At 67.4% G+C, this 16,450-nt stretch carries 15 protein-coding genes; 9 read left to right on the top strand and 6 right to left on the bottom strand.

What is annotated here, in order from left to right; all coding sequences use genetic code 11:
* Positions 1–31 precede the first annotated feature (31 nt).
* Positions 32–1,705 carry an electron transfer flavoprotein-ubiquinone oxidoreductase gene (locus BCEP18194_RS13125; RefSeq protein ID WP_011351769.1) on the top strand — a complete coding sequence of 558 codons (1,674 nt, stop codon included), beginning with the start codon at positions 32–34 and terminating at the stop codon, positions 1,703–1,705.
* Positions 1,706–1,841: 136 nt separating this feature from the next.
* Here the strand turns inward: BCEP18194_RS13125 and aroC are convergent, their stop codons facing one another.
* The 3 genes from aroC to BCEP18194_RS13110 all read right to left on the bottom strand — a co-directional run bounded on the left by aroC (position 1,842) and on the right by BCEP18194_RS13110 (position 5,736).
* Positions 1,842–2,942, bottom strand: coding sequence for a chorismate synthase (aroC, locus tag BCEP18194_RS13120; RefSeq protein WP_011351768.1), 1,101 nt, complete (start codon positions 2,940–2,942; stop codon positions 1,842–1,844).
* A 264-nt stretch (positions 2,943–3,206) separates the two neighbouring features.
* Positions 3,207–5,141 (bottom strand): MFS transporter, encoded by a 1,935-nt coding sequence (locus BCEP18194_RS13115; protein WP_011351767.1) that lies wholly within the window; start codon positions 5,139–5,141, stop codon positions 3,207–3,209.
* 139 nt (positions 5,142–5,280) lie between these two features.
* Entirely contained in the window at positions 5,281–5,736 is a 456-nt protein-coding gene (locus BCEP18194_RS13110) for a CBS domain-containing protein (protein WP_006488504.1), read from the bottom strand.
* 158 nt (positions 5,737–5,894) lie between these two features.
* Between BCEP18194_RS13110 and BCEP18194_RS13105 the strand changes: the two genes are divergently transcribed.
* Positions 5,895–6,212, top strand: a complete 318-nt coding sequence (locus BCEP18194_RS13105) for an Mpo1-like protein (RefSeq protein WP_011351766.1) — start codon at positions 5,895–5,897, stop codon at positions 6,210–6,212.
* Positions 6,213–6,228: 16 nt separating this feature from the next.
* Here the strand turns inward: BCEP18194_RS13105 and BCEP18194_RS13100 are convergent, their stop codons facing one another.
* Entirely contained in the window at positions 6,229–7,560 is a 1,332-nt protein-coding gene (locus BCEP18194_RS13100) for a YihY family inner membrane protein (RefSeq protein ID WP_011351765.1), read from the bottom strand.
* 145 nt (positions 7,561–7,705) lie between these two features.
* Between BCEP18194_RS13100 and wrbA the strand changes: the two genes are divergently transcribed.
* Genes wrbA through BCEP18194_RS13080 form a run of 4 tightly spaced genes read left to right on the top strand, consistent with a single transcriptional unit; the run spans position 7,706 to position 11,011 of the window.
* Positions 7,706–8,326, top strand: coding sequence for an NAD(P)H:quinone oxidoreductase (gene wrbA, locus BCEP18194_RS13095; protein WP_011351764.1), 621 nt, complete (start codon positions 7,706–7,708; stop codon positions 8,324–8,326).
* The gene (locus tag BCEP18194_RS13090; RefSeq protein WP_011351763.1) at positions 8,323–8,715 is read left to right on the top strand and encodes a DUF2069 domain-containing protein; all 393 of its coding nucleotides are present in this window, start codon (positions 8,323–8,325) and stop codon (positions 8,713–8,715) included. Before wrbA ends, BCEP18194_RS13090 begins: the two co-directional genes overlap by 4 nt.
* 18 nt (positions 8,716–8,733) lie before the next feature.
* Positions 8,734–10,155, top strand: coding sequence for an FAD-binding oxidoreductase (locus BCEP18194_RS13085; RefSeq protein ID WP_011351762.1), 1,422 nt, complete (start codon positions 8,734–8,736; stop codon positions 10,153–10,155).
* 25 nt (positions 10,156–10,180) lie between these two features.
* Positions 10,181–11,011 (top strand): metallophosphoesterase, encoded by an 831-nt coding sequence (locus BCEP18194_RS13080; RefSeq protein ID WP_011351761.1) that lies wholly within the window; start codon positions 10,181–10,183, stop codon positions 11,009–11,011.
* A 59-nt stretch (positions 11,012–11,070) separates the two neighbouring features.
* On the opposite strand, the gene BCEP18194_RS41650 is transcribed toward BCEP18194_RS13080, so the two are convergent.
* Positions 11,071–11,223: a hypothetical protein gene (locus tag BCEP18194_RS41650; RefSeq protein ID WP_167316017.1), complete on the bottom strand. Its 153-nt coding sequence runs from the start codon at positions 11,221–11,223 to the stop codon at positions 11,071–11,073.
* A 117-nt stretch (positions 11,224–11,340) separates the two neighbouring features.
* Positions 11,341–12,282, bottom strand: a complete 942-nt coding sequence (locus tag BCEP18194_RS13075) for a LysR family transcriptional regulator (protein WP_011351759.1) — start codon at positions 12,280–12,282, stop codon at positions 11,341–11,343.
* 157 nt (positions 12,283–12,439) lie between these two features.
* On the opposite strand from BCEP18194_RS13075, the gene BCEP18194_RS13070 reads away from it, so the two are divergent.
* Genes BCEP18194_RS13070 through BCEP18194_RS13060 form a run of 3 tightly spaced genes read left to right on the top strand, consistent with a single transcriptional unit; the run spans position 12,440 to position 16,449 of the window.
* A complete protein-coding gene (locus BCEP18194_RS13070; RefSeq protein WP_011351758.1) occupies positions 12,440–14,029 on the top strand; it encodes an efflux transporter outer membrane subunit in 1,590 nt (529 codons plus the stop codon).
* Between the two features lie 15 nt (positions 14,030–14,044).
* A complete protein-coding gene (locus BCEP18194_RS13065; protein WP_011351757.1) occupies positions 14,045–16,249 on the top strand; it encodes an FUSC family protein in 2,205 nt (734 codons plus the stop codon).
* Complete coding sequence (locus BCEP18194_RS13060) at positions 16,246–16,449, top strand: DUF1656 domain-containing protein (RefSeq protein WP_011351756.1); 204 nt, start codon at positions 16,246–16,248, stop codon at positions 16,447–16,449. The genes BCEP18194_RS13065 and BCEP18194_RS13060 overlap by 4 nt, the downstream gene beginning before the upstream one ends.
* The last annotated feature ends 1 nt before the right edge of the window (position 16,450 follow it).

The raw sequence follows: 16,450 nt of genomic DNA, 5'->3' as shown, positions 1-16,450 counted from the left end.
TAAAAGCATTCTAACGGTTAGAGGAACGCCAATGACCCCCGCAAGCCTCATCGAGCAATACGGCCCGCGCGAATCGATGGAATACGACGTCGTGATCGTCGGCGGCGGCCCCGCCGGGCTGTCGGCGGCGATCCGGCTCAAGCAGCTGGCCGCCGAGAAAGGCACCGAGATCGGCGTGTGCGTGCTCGAGAAGGGTTCCGAGATCGGCGCGCACATCCTGTCGGGCGCGGTGATGGACCCGCGCGCGATCAACGAACTGTTCCCCGACTGGAAGGAACGCGGCGCACCGCTCGACGTCGAGGTGACGGAAGACCGCTTCCTGTTCCTGTCCGAGAAGGGCGCGGTCACCACGCCGAACTGGGCGCTGCCCGCCAACTTCCAGAACCACGGCAACTACGTGATTTCGCTGGGCAACGTCACGCGCTGGCTTGGCGCGCAGGCCGAAGCGCTGGGCGTCGAGATCTTCCCCGGCTTCCCCGCCGCCGAGATCCTGTACAACGACGACGGCTCGGTCAAAGGCGTCGCGACCGGCAACATGGGCGTGGGCAAGGACGGCGAGCCGACCGAGAACTTCCAGCTCGGCATGGAGCTGCACGCGAAGTACACGCTGTTCGCCGAAGGCTGCCGCGGCCACCTCGGCCGCCAGCTGATCTCGAAGTTCAAGCTCGACGCGAACGCGGAACCGCAGGCGTACGGGATCGGCATCAAGGAGCTGTGGGAGATCGATCCGGCCAAGCACAAGCCGGGCCTCGTGATCCACACGGCCGGCTGGCCGCTGAAGTCGGATACGTACGGCGGCTCGTTCCTGTATCACATGGACAACAACCAGGTCGTGGTCGGCTTCGTGGTCGGCCTGGGCTACACGAACCCGTACCTGTCGCCGTTCGAGGAATTCCAGCGCTACAAGACGCACCCGTCGATCCGCGCGTTCCTGGAAGGCGGCAAGCGCGTGTCGTACGGCGCGCGCGCAATCACCGCGGGCGGGCTGCTGTCGCTGCCGAAGACGGTGTTCCCGGGCGGCGCGCTGATCGGCGACGACGCGGGCTTCCTGAACGCATCGCGAATCAAGGGCAGCCACGCGGCGATCAAGACCGGCATGCTGGCCGCCGACGCCGCGTTCGACGCGGTGCAGGCCGGCCGCCAGAGCGACGAGCTCAACGCGTACCCGGATGCCTTCAAGCAGTCGTGGCTGTACACGGAGCTGTACCGTGCGCGCAACTTCAAGCAGTGGATGGCCAAGGGGCTGTACCTCGGCACGCTGATGGTCGGGCTCGAACAGAAGGTGATGGGCGGCAACGTGCCGTGGACGCTGCATCACAAGCACGCGGACCACGAGATGCTGAAGCCGGCATCGCAATGCGAGCCGATCGAGTATCCGAAGCCGGACGGCAAGCTGACGTTCGACCGTCTGTCGTCGGTGTTCATCTCGAACACGAACCACGAGGAGAACCAGCCGGCGCACCTGACGCTGAAGGATGCGAACGTGCCGGTGAACGTGAACCTGCGCACGTACGCGGGGCCGGAGGGGCGCTTCTGCCCGGCGGCCGTGTATGAATTCGTGAAGAACGACGACGGCAGCGATCGCCTGGTGATCAACGCGCAGAACTGCGTGCACTGCAAGACCTGCGACATCAAGGACCCGACGCAGAACATCGTGTGGGTCACGCCGGAAGGTGGCGGCGGGCCGAACTACCCGAACATGTAATTGCCGGAACGCGCCGCCACGAGCGGCGTGTTTTTGGGCTGCCGCAAACGAAACGGGGCGCTGCTTGAAGCAGCGCCCCGTTTTGCATTCTCCGCGCAACGGCCGGGCGAGACGCGCAGCGCCCCGCCCGCTTGCGTCAGGTCGCGCTGCCCGCGATCTTCGGCGTCGGCGTCTCGACGTCCCCGCACTGCGCGCGATGGCGCAGCGCATGATCGATCAGCACCAGCGCGAGCATCGACTCGGCGATCGGCGTCGCACGAATGCCGACGCACGGATCGTGACGGCCGAACGTTTCCACCGTCGCTTCGTCGCCGGCCTTCGTGATCGAACGGCGCGGCGTGCGGATGCTCGACGTCGGCTTGATCGCGATCGACACGGTGATGTCCTGCCCGGTCGAAATCCCGCCGAGCACGCCGCCCGCATGGTTGCCGACGAAACCGCCCGGCGTCAGCTCGTCGCCATGCACCGAGCCACGCTGCGCGACGCTTTCGAAGCCCGCGCCGATCTCGACGCCCTTCACCGCGTTGATGCTCATCATCGCCTTTGCGATGTCCGCATCGAGACGGTCGAACACCGGCTCGCCCCAACCGACCGGCACGCCCGATGCAACGACATCGATGCGCGCACCGATCGAATCGCCGTCCTTGCGCAGCGCATCCATGTACGCCTCGAGTTCCGGCACAACCGCCGCATTCGGCGAGAAGAACGGATTCTCGTGCACGTGCGACCAGTCGACGAACGGCACGTCGATCTCGCCGAGGCCGCTCATGTAGCCGCGCACCTCGACGCCGAAGCGCTCGCGCAGCCACTTCTTCGCGACCGCACCCGCGCCGACGATCGGCGCCGTCAGGCGCGCGGACGAACGGCCGCCCCCGCGGTAGTCGCGGATGCCGTACTTCTGCCAGTAGGTGTAGTCGGCGTGGCCGGGACGGAACGTCTCGACGATGTTGCCGTAGTCCTTGCTGCGCTGGTCGGTGTTGCGGATCAACAGCGCGATCGGCGTACCGGTCGTCACGCCTTCGAACACGCCCGACAGGATCTCGACCTCGTCGGCCTCCTGCCGTTGCGTCACGTGACGCGACGTGCCGGGCTTGCGGCGATCGAGCTCGATCTGGATGTCGGCTTCGGTCAGCCCCATTCCCGGCGGGCAGCCGTCGATCACGCAGCCGATCGCGGGACCGTGCGATTCGCCGAAGGTCGTGACAGTGAAAAGCGTGCCGAGGGTATTGCCGGACATGATGGAACCGCCCAAAGAGAAATGGACAAACCGACGCGCTGCCCGGGCCGCAGGCAGGTCGATCGTTTGCCGGTCGAGAAAAAGAGGTAAGCCGCTATTATGCCAGCCGTCCCGGGTACGCGGGCCGCGTGAACCGTTCGGACCACACCGGCCGGCCACGGGCCCGGCCCGGAGCGACGATCGCAGACCCGCGCCGCTCTGGTCGAACGGGCCGGTTCGCGGCGGTCATGACGGCCCGGGGCAATGCCGCCGGGCCCGCCCCGCTTACTTCCGCGCGCCGCGCAGTTCGGTCACCGCGGCCTGCAGTGCCTCGGGCGTCGCAACCGACGCCGGGATCGGCTCGCCGACCGCCAGCGTCAGCCGGCTCATCACGCCGCGCTTGATGGGGCGCGGCATCCGCGCATCGGAATGCCGCGAAAAATAGCTGCCCCACAGCCCGCGCAGCGCCATCGGAATCACCGGCGCCGGCGTGCGACCCAGGATCTCCGTGATGCCGTGGTGGAACGTGTTGATGTCGCCCGTCTTCGTCAGCTTGCCTTCCGGGAAGATGCACACGAGTTCGCCTTCCTTCAGCGCGGCCTCGCATGCGTCGTACGCACGCGCGAGCATCGCGGGATCCTCGTGACGCGGCGCAATCGGGATCGCCTTCGCATGCCGGAACACCCAGCTCGCAAAGCGCGTCTTGAAGATCCGGTGATCCATCACGAAACGGATCGGGCGCGGGCTTGCCGCGGCCAGCACGAGCGCATCGACGTAGCTGACGTGGTTGCACACGAGCACGGCCGCCCCTTCTGCCGGGATCCGCTCCGCGTGCACGAGGCGAATTCGGTAGAAGGTGTGTACGAGCACCCATGCGACGAAGCGCAGCAGGAACTCGGGCACGAGCAGATAGATATACGTGGCGACGATCACGTTCAGGAGCGCCGTGACGAGGAACAGGCCGGGGATGTCGACTCCGGCCTTGGTCAGCCCCATCGCCATCACGGCCGACAGGATCATGAACAACGCGTTCAGGATGTTGTTCGCGGCGATGATCCGCGCGCGGTGCGTCGGTGCGCTGCGGCTCTGGATCAGCGCGTACAGCGGCACGCTGTAGAAGCCGCCGAACATCGCGAGCAGGAACAGGTCGACCAGGATGCGCCAGTGGCGTGCACCGGCCAGGAATTCGCCGACCGACAGTAGATGGCCGGGCGAAGGCAGCGCGTGGCTCGCGAAATACAGCTCGATCGCAAATACGCTGATGCCGATCGAGCCGAGCGGCACGAGGCCGATCTCGACGCGTCGCTGCGACAGCCGTTCGCACAGCAGCGAGCCGAGGCCGATGCCGACCGAGAAGGTTGCGAGCAGGATCGTGACGACGTCGGGGCTCGCGGACAGCACGTCCTTCGCAAAATTGAAGAACGACGTGAGGAACGTCGCGCCGACGAACCACAGCCACGAGATGCCGAGCAGGCTCAGGAACACGGTGCGGTTCTGGCGTGCGAGCCCGAGGTTGCGCCAGGTCTCGCTGACCGGATTCCAGTTGATCACGAGATCGGGCTGCGGCGCCGGCGTCGACGGCACGCGCTGCGCGACGAACCGCCCCGCGAGCGCGATGACGACGACGCTCACCGCGAGCACGCGCTCGCCGCTGCCTTCGATGCCCGCGGCCGCGCCGCCGATGATCGTGCCGATCAGGATCGCGATGAACGTCCCCATCTCGACGAGGCCGTTGCCGCCGACCAGCTCATGTTCGCCGAGATGCTGCGGCAGGTACGAATACTTGACGGGCCCGAACAGCGTCGAGTGCATCCCCATCATGAACGTGCACAGATACAGCAGCGTCGCGCTGTGCGTGACGAAGCCGGCCGCGCCGACGAGCATCAGCAGGATCTCGAAGGTCTTCACGAAGCGCGTGAGGGTCGCCTTGTCGTACTTGTCGGCGATCTGGCCGGACGTCGCCGAGAACAGCACGAACGGCAGGATGAAGATCGCGGAGATCAGGAACGCGGCCGTCTTCGCATCGACGCCGGAGAACCGCGCGGTGTGATAGGTGACGAGCGACGTGAAGCCGATCTTGAAGACGTTGTCGTTCAGCGCCCCGAGGAACTGGGTCGTGAAGAACGGGGCGAAACGGCGTTCGCGCAGCAGGTCGAACTGCGACGCGTGGGCACGCCGTTCGTCGCGCCGCTCCGAAGTGGCTTGCGTGTGATCGCTCATGCGGAATACGCGCGCGTCGTCTTGGCGAAGCTGCGCGGGCCTCGTGTTGTCGTTGAAAAAACGGCGGCGCAGGACAAGCCTGCGCCGCCGCATGCCGGATGGCGGCGCCCATGCATCAAGGTGCCGGGCGCGGCGTGGTTCACGGCTTGTGCGCTTCGGCTTCCGATTCCGGCCAGTCGCGGATGTACGCCTTCAGCATCCGGTTCTCGAAGCTCTGCGCCTCGACGACCGTCTTTGCGACGTCGTAGAACGAAATGACGCCCATCAGCACCTTCTTGTCGAGCACCGGCATGTAGCGTGCGTGGCGCTCGAGCATCATCCGGCGCACTTCGTTGACGTCCGTTTCCGGCGTGCACGTGAGCGGCTCGTCCATCACCTTGCGCACCTGGACGTCGCCGATCGCGCCGCCGTTCACGTGCAGGCGCAGGATGATCTCGCGGAACGTCAGCATCCCGACGAGATCGCCGTACTCCATCACGACGAGCGAACCGATATCGTGTTCGGCCATCGTGTCGACCGCTTCGCGCAGCGGCTTATCGGGCGTCACCGTAAACAGCGTGTTGCCCTTCACTTTCAGAATATCGCTGACGCGCATCGTAGTCCCCTCATGCTTGAATGCAAAATCTCTTTCGATCCTATCGGAAAGCCTGTCAAAAGGAAAGCGCGGGCCCGCGCGGCGGCCCGCCCCCCGCTTGCGGACACGGGCCGCCCGCCGCACAATGACCGCATCGATGGCGGCCCGAGGAGACGTCCATGGCGCATACGCATTCCGAGCAATTCGCCAGCTTCGCGGATTTCTACCCGTATTACCTGAACGAACACCAGAACCTGACGTCGCGGCGGCTGCACTTCATCGGCTCGCTCGGCGTGATCGGCTGCGTCGCGATGGCGATCGCGACCGGCAACTGGCTGTGGCTGCCGGCGGCCATCGTCTGCGGCTACGGGTTCGCGTGGGTCGGACACTTCTTCTTCGAGAAGAACCGCCCGGCCACGTTCCGGCACCCGATCTACAGCCTGATGGGCGACTGGGTGATGTTCAAGGACATCTGCACGGGCAAGATCCCGTTGTAGCGGCCGGGCGCCCTGCTCACGCGGGCCGCGGCGGGCGTGCATGCGGGTCGGACACGGTACCCGGCGCCTGCCCCGGGATCGCCGCCGGCTGCGCACCCGCAAGCCGGTGCGCGGCGATCAGCGACGCGAGCGACACGTCAAAGCGGTCACTCGACAGCACCGCAAGCAGCGCAGCGCCATCGACGTGGCTGCGGCGCCTCTGCAACTGGTAGGTCAGCTCCGTGCGGTCGATCACCAGCACGTCGAACAGCTGCGCGAGCGTCAGCTGCTCCGGGTTCGCGAGCAGGATGTAGCGCGGCGTGGTCTCGCCGCCGCCGTCAAGCCGCGCAATCCATTCCCGCTCCTCCATCGTCGTCAGCAAGCGCTGGGCGGTTTCCATGTCGCAGCGCAGCATGGTCGCGAGCCGCATCGCCGTGTAGCCGCGCTTGCCGACCGTGCGCGCTTCGGCCAGCCGCGCGAGCATTTCCAGCGCGTCGAGCAGGTCGCTGCCCGGATAGTGGATACGGTGGAACTGGCCGACGCGGATCGCCGGCAGCGCGGAGGCCACCATCGCGCCGAGCAGCGCGATGAACCAGCTCAGGTACACCCATAACAGGAACACGGGCAGCGCCGCGAACGCGCCATAGACGGCCGTATAGGTCGGAATGCGCCGCACGTAGTAGCCGAAGCCACGCTTCGCGAGCTCGAATGCCACAGCCGCGAACAGCCCGCCGATCACGGCGTCGCGCCATGCGACCGTGCAGTTCGGCAGGTACACGTACAGCAGCGTGAACGCGAGCACCGTCAGCGGCAACGATACGAGCGCGAGCAGCCACTCGACGATCGATGTCGACGGCGCGGCGCCCGTAAACGCCAGCGACTGCGTGAACAGGTACGACGAGATCGACAGGCTCACGCCGAACAGCAGCGGGCCGAGCGTGATCAGCGCCCAGTACGCGAGCACGCGCTGCGCGAATGGCCGCGGCTTGCGCACGCGCCAGATCAGGTTGAACGCCGACTCGATCGTCATCATCGTCATCACCGACGTGACGACGAGCACGATCAGGCCGGCGGTCGTCAGCCCCTTCGCCTTCGACGCGAACTGGTTCAGGTACTTGAAGATCTGGATGTTGAACTGCGCAGGCATCAGGTGATCCGCGAGGAACCCCTGCAGCGAGATCTGGAACGACGCGAACATCGGGAACGCGGTGAACAGCGCGAACGCGACCGTCACGAGCGGCACGAGCGCCAGCATCGTCGTGAACGTCAGACTGCCCGCCACTTGCGGGATGCGATCCTCGGCGCTGCGCCGGGCCGCGAACTGCGCGAGGCGCTTGATGGTGTCGAGATCGACGCTCAACTTCGGCAAACGGCTTCTCCTTCTTGATGCCGCGCGCCCGACGGCGCGCCGCCGTCGCGCTGCGCGACGGCTTCAGCCCCTATAATAGCCGCTCGATTCCAGCAGGGGCCGACTGCACCGGGCACGCGCGCGGCCGCACGCGGCTCCGTAGCCCATGAAAGACATTCTCGTCCTCTATTACAGCCGTCACGGCGCCACGCGCGATCTCGCGCTCGCGATCGCGAACGGCATCGACAGCGTGCCGGGCATGCAGGCCCGCATCCGCACCGTGCCGCCCGTATCGGCCGTCTGCGAAGCCACCGCCCCCGACATTCCCGCCGACGGCCCGCCGTACGCGGAACTGCGCGATCTCGAGGAATGCGCGGGCCTCGCGCTCGGCTCGCCGACCCGCTTCGGCAACATGGCCGCCTCGCTCAAGTATTTCCTCGACGGCACGACACCGCAATGGCTGTCGGGCGCGCTGACCGGCAAGCCGGCCAGCGTGTTCACGTCGACGGGCAGCCTGCACGGCGGCCAGGAATCGACGTTGCTGTCGATGATGCTGCCGCTGCTCCATCACGGGATGATGATCGTCGGGATCCCGTACACGGAATCCGCGCTCACCACGACGCGTACCGGCGGCACGCCGTACGGCGCGTCGCACGTCGCGCAGCACGATCGCTCGGCAGCCGCCGGGCTGTCGGCGGACGAAAAGGCGCTGGCGGCCGCGCTCGGCGTGCGGCTCGCACGCGCGGCGGCCGCCCTCTCCAGCGCCCAGGCCGCCGAGGCAGCATGAACGCCCCTGCCCGCCCCGTCGTCGCGGCCCGACCGCGCTACGCGCTGGCCGCCATCGCGTGCCTCGTCGCGCTGATCGCGCTGTCGCTCGCGTGGGAGCTGTGGCTCGCACCGCTGCGCCCGGGCGGCTCCGCGCTGATGCTCAAGGCCATCCCGCTCGCGCTCGCGCTGCCCGGCGTCTGGCGGCGTAACATCTATACGATGCAGTGGGCGAGCATGCTGATACTCGCCTATTTCGCCGAAGGCGTCGTGCGCGGCATGTCCGATCGCGGGCTGTCCGCGACGCTCGGCTGGTGCGAGACCGCGCTTGCCGTCGTCTTCTTCGTGGCGGCGCTGGCGTACGTCGCGCCGTTCAAGCGCGCGGCGAAAAAGTCGCGCGCCGCGTCCTGACCCTTACGCGACAAGGTGATGATGTCCTCCGAAGCTTTCGTTTCCGCGTGCCGCGACGCGATCGGCGCCGACCATGTGCTGACCGACCCGCACGATACCGAGCCGTTCCTGACCGACTGGCGACGCCGCTACAAGGGTGCCGCGTGCGCGGTGCTGAAGCCCGCAAACACGGCCGAAGTCGCCGCGCTCGTCAAGCTGGCCAACGCACACGGCATCGCGCTCGTGCCGCAAGGCGGCAACACGGGCCTGGCCGGCGGCGCCACGCCCGACGCGAGCGGCAGCCAGGCCGTGCTGAGCGTCGCGCGCCTGAACCGCGTGCGCGCGCTCGATCCGCACAACAACACGATCACCGTCGAAGCCGGCGTGATCCTCGCCGACGTGCAGGCGCGCGCCCGCGAAGGCGGCCGGCTGTTCGCGCTGAGCCTCGCGGCGGAAGGCAGCTGCACTATCGGCGGCAACCTGTCGACCAATGCGGGCGGCACCGCGGTGCTGCGCTACGGCAACGCGCGCGAGCTGTGTCTCGGGCTTGAAGTCGTGACGCCGCAGGGTGAAATCTGGGACGGCCTGCGCGGACTGCGCAAGGACAACACGGGCTACGACCTGCGCGACCTGTTCATCGGCGCGGAAGGCACGCTCGGGATCATCACGGCGGCCGTGATGAAGCTGCATCCGCTGCCGGCCGCGCAGGTCACTGCCCTCGCCGCGCTCGAATCCCCGCACGCGGCGCTCGATTTCCTCGCGCTCGCGCAGCGCGCGGCCGGGCCGCTGCTGACCGGCTTCGAGCTGATGTCGGACTTCTGCATGCAGCTCGTCGGCAAGCACTACCCGCAACTGCGCTACCCGTTCGCGCAGACGCATGCGCAGACGGTGCTGCTCGAACTGTCCGACAACGAAAGCGAAGCGCATGCGCGCGCGCTGTTCGAGAAACTGATGGAAGAAGCGTTCGAGGCCGGGCTCGTGGTCGACGCGGTGGTCGCGGAGAATCTCGCGCAGTCGCGCGCGTTCTGGGACCTGCGTGAACACATCCCGCTCGCGCAGGCCGACGAGGGGCTCAACATCAAGCACGACATCGCGGTGCCGATTTCGTCGATCGCGCGCTTCATCGACGAGACCGACGCGGCGATCCAGCAGGCTGCGCCGGGCGCGCGGATGGTCACGTTCGGCCACCTCGGCGACGGCAATCTCCACTACAACGTGCAGATGCCCAAAGGCGGCGATCCGAAGGCGTTCCTGGCCGCGTTCCAGGCGCCGATCAACCGGATCGTCTACGACAACGTGCACCGCCACCACGGCACGATCAGCGCGGAGCACGGCATCGGCCAGTTGAAGATCGACGACGCGCAGCGTTACAAGTCGCCGGTCGAAACGACGCTGATGCGCACGCTGAAGACCGCGCTCGACCCGCGCGGCCTGATGAATCCCGGCAAGGTCCTGCGCTGAAGCCACCCATTCCGGAGCCACGCCCGTGAAAGTCCGTGTCCTGTCCGACCTGCATCTCGAAAGCAACCTGCCCGACGCGATCCCGCATGCGGACGCGGATCTCGTCGTGCTGGCCGGCGACATCCACAATCACGCGGAAGGCCTGCGCTGGGCCGCCGAGACGTTCGATTCCGCGGTGCCGGTGATCTACGTGCCGGGCAACCACGAGTACTACGACGGGGAATTCGGCGCGCTGGAGACGGCGATGCGCGATGCGGCGCAGGCGCTCGACAACGTGCATTACCTGAACAACGATGTCTATGTCGATCCCGCGCAGCGCTTTCGCGTGCTAGGCACGACGCTCTGGGCCGATTTTTCGCTGTTCGGCGGCGACGAAGCCAGCCTCGCCAGCTCGATCGAGGCCGGGCTGCGCGTGATGCTCGATTTCAAGGGATTGATCCAGGTGACCTGGCCGCATGACGCGGCGCTGCATTCGGCGCCGGGCACGCCGGAACGGGATTTCTCGCCGGCCGACGCGATCGCGCTGCATCGACGCAGCCGCGCGTGGCTCGAAGCGCAGCTCGCGACGCCGTTCGCGGGCCAAACGATCGTCGTTACCCACCATGCGCCGCACCGGCGTTCGCTGGCGGAGCGCTATGCGGAAGATCTTGCGTCGGCGGGATTCGTGACGGACATGGCGGAACTCGTGCAGCCGCCGGTCAATCTGTGGCTCCACGGCCACACGCACACGTCATTCGACTATGTGGCAGACGGCGGCACACGCGTGGTGTGCAACCCGCGCGGCTACATCCACCGGCGCACCGGCGAACTGGAAAATACCGCGTTCGCGTGGGACAAGGTCGTCGAGCTCGGCTGATCGCCGGCCCGCGCGGCCGCGTTGCGCGGCCTTTTTCGACCCGGAGCGCGACCGCGGGATCAGCGGCCGGGGTGGCGTTGCTCGCGCACCCGCACCGGCACCGGCTTCATCTGCGCCTTCGCCTTCATCGCGCGCAGCAGGTCGCGGGTCGCCGCGGCGGCCGCGGCCGCGCCCAGCAGGACTCCAAGGCCGATCATCAGGTGCGTATCCATTGCTACTCCGGGGTTGCGTATCTCGTTAATTCCCACAGTATCAAACTGTCTGACACGCGTTCGTAAAAAAATGTTGCGTGAAGGACAAATCTCGTCAGATTGCGGTCAACCGCGCTGTCATGTCGCACGCGTGTACTGCTCGAGCGCGGCTTCGTCGGCGGCGAGCGTGGCCGGCAGTTCGTCGCGCAGGAAATCGACCCAGGTGCGAATTTTCGCGTCGAGGTACTGGCGCGACGGATACAGCGCGTAGATGTTCATCACGTGCGACCGGTATTCGGGCATCACGCGCACGATGTGCCCGCTGCGCAACCAGCCGATCGCCGAATAAAGCGGCAGACCGCCGATCCCCATCCCTTCCCGCACCGCGACAGCAAGCGCCTCGGCGACGTTCACGCGAAACGGTGGCGCCGTGATCGGGACGACTTCGTCGCCGTTCGGACCCGCCAGCGCCCATTCGTCGAACTGGAAGCCCGGCGCGACCATCCCGAGGCAGACGTGCTGCGCGAGATCGGCCGGCCGCTGCGGCACGCCGTGCGCCTCGACATAGTTGCGCGACGCGCACACCACGCTGTAGCTCTCGCCGAGCCGCTGCGACACGAGCCCCGAATCGGGCAGGTCGCGGCCGACGACGATCGCGACGTCATACCCCTCGTCGAGCAGGTCGGGCATCCGCTGCGCGAGCGTCAGCTCGACGTGCACGTCCGGGTAGCGCTCGCGATAGCGCGCGATGGCCGGCACCAGGTAGTGCTGGCCGAGGCTCGTGAAGCAATGCACCTTCAGCTTGCCCGACGGGCGCGCATGCGCGTCGCCCGCCTCGGCTTCGGCCTGGTCGACATACGCGAGGATCTGCTCGCAGCGCTGCAGGTAGCGCTCGCCGGCTTCGGTCAGCGCGATCCGGCGCGTCGTGCGGTTCAGGAGGCGCGTGCGCAGGTGCGCCTCGAGATCCGAGACCGCGCGCGACGCGTAGGCGGTAGTCGAATTCATCTGCTGGGCCGCCGCGGTAAAGCTTCCCGCGTCAACCACGCGGACGAATACCCGCATGTTTTGTAACGTATCCATCCCATTACCCGTTTGAATCCGGACGGATTGTTGCACAGAGGCGAACAAGTATTGTCTCAGGATTCGTAAAAATGACTTGCACCCTTGTCCATTTATTCAGGAATCGCTGAAAAATATAATCGCATCCGACTCATCTATATCCGAAAGGGAGAAAATCGTGCAGTCTCCGGCAAAAAAAGGGACGCTCGCACTGGCGGTTCTTGCAGTCTCATTAATAATGGCCGGATGCGCGAGCATGGGCGACAACAAGCCGCAGTCGGCTCGCATCGAAACGAATGCGCTCGATGCCGGCGCCGCAATCCGTGCGGCCGACCGTGACGCGGGCTGGCCCGCAGCCGACTGGTGGCGCGCCTACCGCGATCCGCAACTCGACGCCTGGATCGCCAACGCCCAGGCCGGCAACCCGACGCTCGCGGCCGCCGAGGCCCGGGTGCGCGAAGCGCAGGCAATGGCGCGCGTGGCCCGCTCGGCCGAGCTGCCGCAAATCAACGGCAACCTGTCGCTGATGCGCGAGCACTGGCCGGACAACGTGTATTACGGCCCTGGCCCGCTCGCGAACGCCGATACCTGGAACAACACCGGCACGCTCGGCCTGTCGTACCACCTCGACCTGTGGGGCAAGGACAAGAACGCGACCGAGCGCGCGCTCGATACCGCGCATGCGACCGCCGCCGACGCGCGTGCGGCCAAGCTCGAGCTCGAAGTCAACGTCGTGCGCGCATACGTGCAGATGTCGATGAACTATGCGTTGCTCGACCTCGCGCACGAAACCTTCGAACGCCAGCACTCGCTCGCCGATCTCGCGCACAAGCGGCTGCAGGCCGGCCTCGGCACGCAGCTCGAAGTGAGCCAGGCGGAATCGACGCTGCCCGACTATGAGCGCCAGATCGACAGCTATGAGGAAGCGATCCAGCTCGCACGGCACCAGCTCGCCGCGCTGGCCGGCAAGGGCCCGGGTGCGGGCGATGCGATCAAGCGGCCGCAGCTGTCGCTCGATGCACCGGCCGGCCTGCCGTCGGCGATGCCGGCCGACCTGCTCGGCCGCCGCCCCGACGTCGTCGCGGCGCGCTGGACGGTCGACGCGCAGGCGCGCGGCATCGATGTCGCAAAGGCGTCGTTCTACCCGAACATCGACCTGCTCGCGACGGTCGGCGGCTTCGGCGTGACCGCGCCGTTTACCGACTTCCTGCGCGCGATGAACGGCGGCTGGACCGCCGGCCCCGCACTGTCGCTGCCGATCTTCGAAGGCGGCCGGCTGCGCGCGCAGCTCGGCGCGGCGAATGCCGGCTACGACCAGGCGGTCGAGCGCTACAACCAGACGATCGTCGGCGCGCTCAAGGACATCGCCGACCAGGTCGTGCGGATCCGTTCGCTCGATACGCAGAAGAAGGACGCCGCACGCTCGGTGGCCGCCAACGACCGCAGCTACCAGCTGTCGCGCGAAGGCTTCCGCCGCGGGCTGACCGACTACGTGAACGTGCTGGTCGCGCAGCAGCAGTTGTTGCGCGCTCAGGAAACGGCCGCCCGCATCGATGCGGAACGCCTCGCCGTGCACGCGCAGTTGATGGCTGCGCTCGGCGGTGGTGTCGAGACGGGCAAGGACGTGCCGAAGGACGAAGCACCGGCTGCAGCCGCTCCGGCCGCCGCGGCATCGCTCGCCGTCGCGTCGAACGCGTCGGGTGCGCCTGCACCCGCCGCAACCGGCAAGCAACCCGTGTCGGCATCCGCCGCGCCGGTCGCACGGTAACGCGGAGCGCCCGCCATGTCAGCCTCCTCCCCCGCTTCCACGCACGCCAGCGGTCCGCTCGCGGCCTGGACCGCCGCGTTCGGCGACTGGGCCCGTACCGACGGCGCCGCGTGGCTCTACCTGTTCAAGGCGCTGCTCGCCGCGTTCATCGCGACCGGCGTGTCGATGCGGCTCGACCTACCCGCACCGAAAACAGCGATGACGACCGTGTTCATCGTGATGCAGCCGCAAAGCGGCGCGGTGCTCGCGAAGAGCTTCTACCGCGTCGCCGGCACGGTCTTCGGACTGATCGCGACGCTCACGTTCGTCGGGCTGTTCCCGCAGCAGCCGCAATTGTTCCTGCTGGCGGTCGCACTGTGGATCGCGCTGTGCACCGCCGGCGCGGCACGCAACCGCAACTTCCGCAGCTACGGCTTCCTGCTGGCCGGCTACACGACCGCGCTGATCGGGCTACCGGCGTCGCAGCACCCGGACGGCGCGTTCATGAGCGCGATGACACGCGTTTCCGAAGTCATCATCGGGATCGTATCGGCCGGCGTGGTCAGCGCACTCGTGTTTCCGCAGTACACAGGCGAGCAGATGCGCACGACGGTGCGCAAGCGCTTCGGCAGTTTCGTCGACTACGTCGCATCGGCGCTGTCGGGCCAGCTCGACCGCGCGCATATCGAAACCATCCATACGCGCTTCGTCGCCGACGTGGTCGGATTCGAGGCCGCGCGCAGCATGGCCGTGTTCGAGGATCCGGACACACGGATGCGCAGCGGCCGCCTCGCGCGGCTGAACAGCGAGTTCATGAGCGCGTCGAGTCGTTTCCACGCGCTGCATCAGCTGATGAACCGGCTGCATGGTGCCGGCGCGCAGGCTGCGATCGACGCGATCGAGCCGTACTTCCGCGAGATCGCGCCGCTGCTGCTGACATCCACCGGCGAACCGGTGCGCACGTCGACCGACGCGGGCCAGACGGCCGAGCAACTGCTCGCGTGGCGCGACGCGCTGCCGCGCCGCATCCGCGCGACGCGCGCGGCGCTCGAAACGCAGCCGGACTTTCCGCTGCTCGACTTCGATACGGCGGCCGAGCTGCTGTACCGCTTCATCACCGACCTGCACGAGTACGCAGCGACCTACGCGTCGCTGTCGACCGCGACGCACGAGCGCGAACGCTGGATCGAACGCTACGAGCCGCGCACCAACGTGACGGCGATGGTGATCGCGGCGATCCGCACCGCGAGCGTGATCCTGCTGCTCGGCTGGTTCTGGATCGAGACCGCCTGGCCGAGCGGCGTGACGCTCACACTGACGGCGGCGGCCACCTGCGCGCTCGCGTCGTCGACGCCACGCCCGACCGCGATGTCCGCACAGATGGGCATGGGGACGGCGCTCGCCGTCTGCACGGGCTTCGTGCTGACGTTCGGCATCTATCCGCACATCGATGGTTTCCCGCTGCTGTGCGTCGCGCTCGCGCCGCTGCTCGCGATCGGCATCTACATGACGCTGAAGCCGAAGCTCGCGGGCTACGGAATGGGCTACCTGATCTTCTTCTGCTTCCTTGCCGGCCCCGACAGCATCACGCACTACGATCCGATGAGCTTCATGAACGACGCGCTCGCGCTCGTGCTGTCGATGCTGGTATCGGCGATCGCGTTCGCGGTACTGTTCCCGCCGACCGCGCCGTGGCTCAAGAAGCGATTGTTCGCCGACCTGCGCCACCAGGCTGTCGCGGCCGGCCATGCACGGCTCGCCGGCTTGCGCACGCGCTTCGAGAGCGGCGCGCGCGACCTGATGTACCAGGCGCACACGCTGTCGGCCGACCAGCCCGACGTGCAGCGCGACGCGCTGCGCTGGATGTTCGCGGTGCTCGAAACCGGCAACGCGGCCATCGACCTGCGTCACGAGCTGGCAACGCTGCCGTCCGACCCGCGCTATGCGCCGACGACGCCGTGGCGACGCGCGATCGAGACGATGCGCGCCGCGCTGTCGTCGCTGTTCACGCGGCCGGACACCGAACGCTTCGATGCCACGCTCGCCGCGGTCAACGACGCGATCGACGCGACCCGGCAGACGCTCGACGCGTTCACGCCGACGCGCGAGGAACGCCACCGGCTGCAGCGCATCCTGAGCCACCTGCATTTCGTACGTACGGCGCTGCTCGACCCCGAATCGCCGCTCGCCGCGCTCAACCGCAACCGCCCCGTGCGTCCCCAACCAGGAGCCTCGTCATGATGCCGCGTGAAATCGCCATTCTCGATGCCTACATGCCCACGGTGGTGCTGATGTTCGTCCTGGGCGCGCTTGCGACCTGGGCCGTCGACCGCCTGCTCGCCTACACGGGCCTCTACCGTCTCGTCTGGCACCCGTCGTTGTTCCGGGCCTGCCTTCTCGTCTGCATTTGCGGCGGACTGAGTCTTGCCGTTTACCGTTGAT

This window comes from Burkholderia lata (assembly GCF_000012945.1).
Classification (GTDB): Bacteria; Pseudomonadota; Gammaproteobacteria; order Burkholderiales; family Burkholderiaceae; genus Burkholderia; species Burkholderia lata.
This window is presented reverse-complemented; position numbering and strand designations above follow the sequence as displayed.

Excerpts from the sequence above, each read along its gene's own strand:
- BCEP18194_RS13125 (WP_011351769.1), top strand. The coding sequence starts at position 32 with ATGACCCCCGCAAGCCTCATCGAGCAATACGGCCCGCGCGAATCGATG.
- aroC (WP_011351768.1), bottom strand. The coding sequence starts at position 2,942 with ATGTCCGGCAATACCCTCGGCACGCTTTTCACTGTCACGACCTTCGGC.
- BCEP18194_RS13115 (WP_011351767.1), bottom strand. The coding sequence starts at position 5,141 with ATGAGCGATCACACGCAAGCCACTTCGGAGCGGCGCGACGAACGGCGT.
- BCEP18194_RS13110 (WP_006488504.1), bottom strand. The coding sequence starts at position 5,736 with ATGCGCGTCAGCGATATTCTGAAAGTGAAGGGCAACACGCTGTTTACG.
- BCEP18194_RS13105 (WP_011351766.1), top strand. The coding sequence starts at position 5,895 with ATGGCGCATACGCATTCCGAGCAATTCGCCAGCTTCGCGGATTTCTAC.
- wrbA (WP_011351764.1), top strand. The coding sequence starts at position 7,706 with ATGAAAGACATTCTCGTCCTCTATTACAGCCGTCACGGCGCCACGCGC.
- BCEP18194_RS13090 (WP_011351763.1), top strand. The coding sequence starts at position 8,323 with ATGAACGCCCCTGCCCGCCCCGTCGTCGCGGCCCGACCGCGCTACGCG.
- BCEP18194_RS13085 (WP_011351762.1), top strand. The coding sequence starts at position 8,734 with ATGATGTCCTCCGAAGCTTTCGTTTCCGCGTGCCGCGACGCGATCGGC.
- BCEP18194_RS41650 (WP_167316017.1), bottom strand. The coding sequence starts at position 11,223 with ATGGATACGCACCTGATGATCGGCCTTGGAGTCCTGCTGGGCGCGGCC.
- BCEP18194_RS13075 (WP_011351759.1), bottom strand. The coding sequence starts at position 12,282 with ATGGATACGTTACAAAACATGCGGGTATTCGTCCGCGTGGTTGACGCG.
- BCEP18194_RS13065 (WP_011351757.1), top strand. The coding sequence starts at position 14,045 with ATGTCAGCCTCCTCCCCCGCTTCCACGCACGCCAGCGGTCCGCTCGCG.
- BCEP18194_RS13060 (WP_011351756.1), top strand. The coding sequence starts at position 16,246 with ATGATGCCGCGTGAAATCGCCATTCTCGATGCCTACATGCCCACGGTG.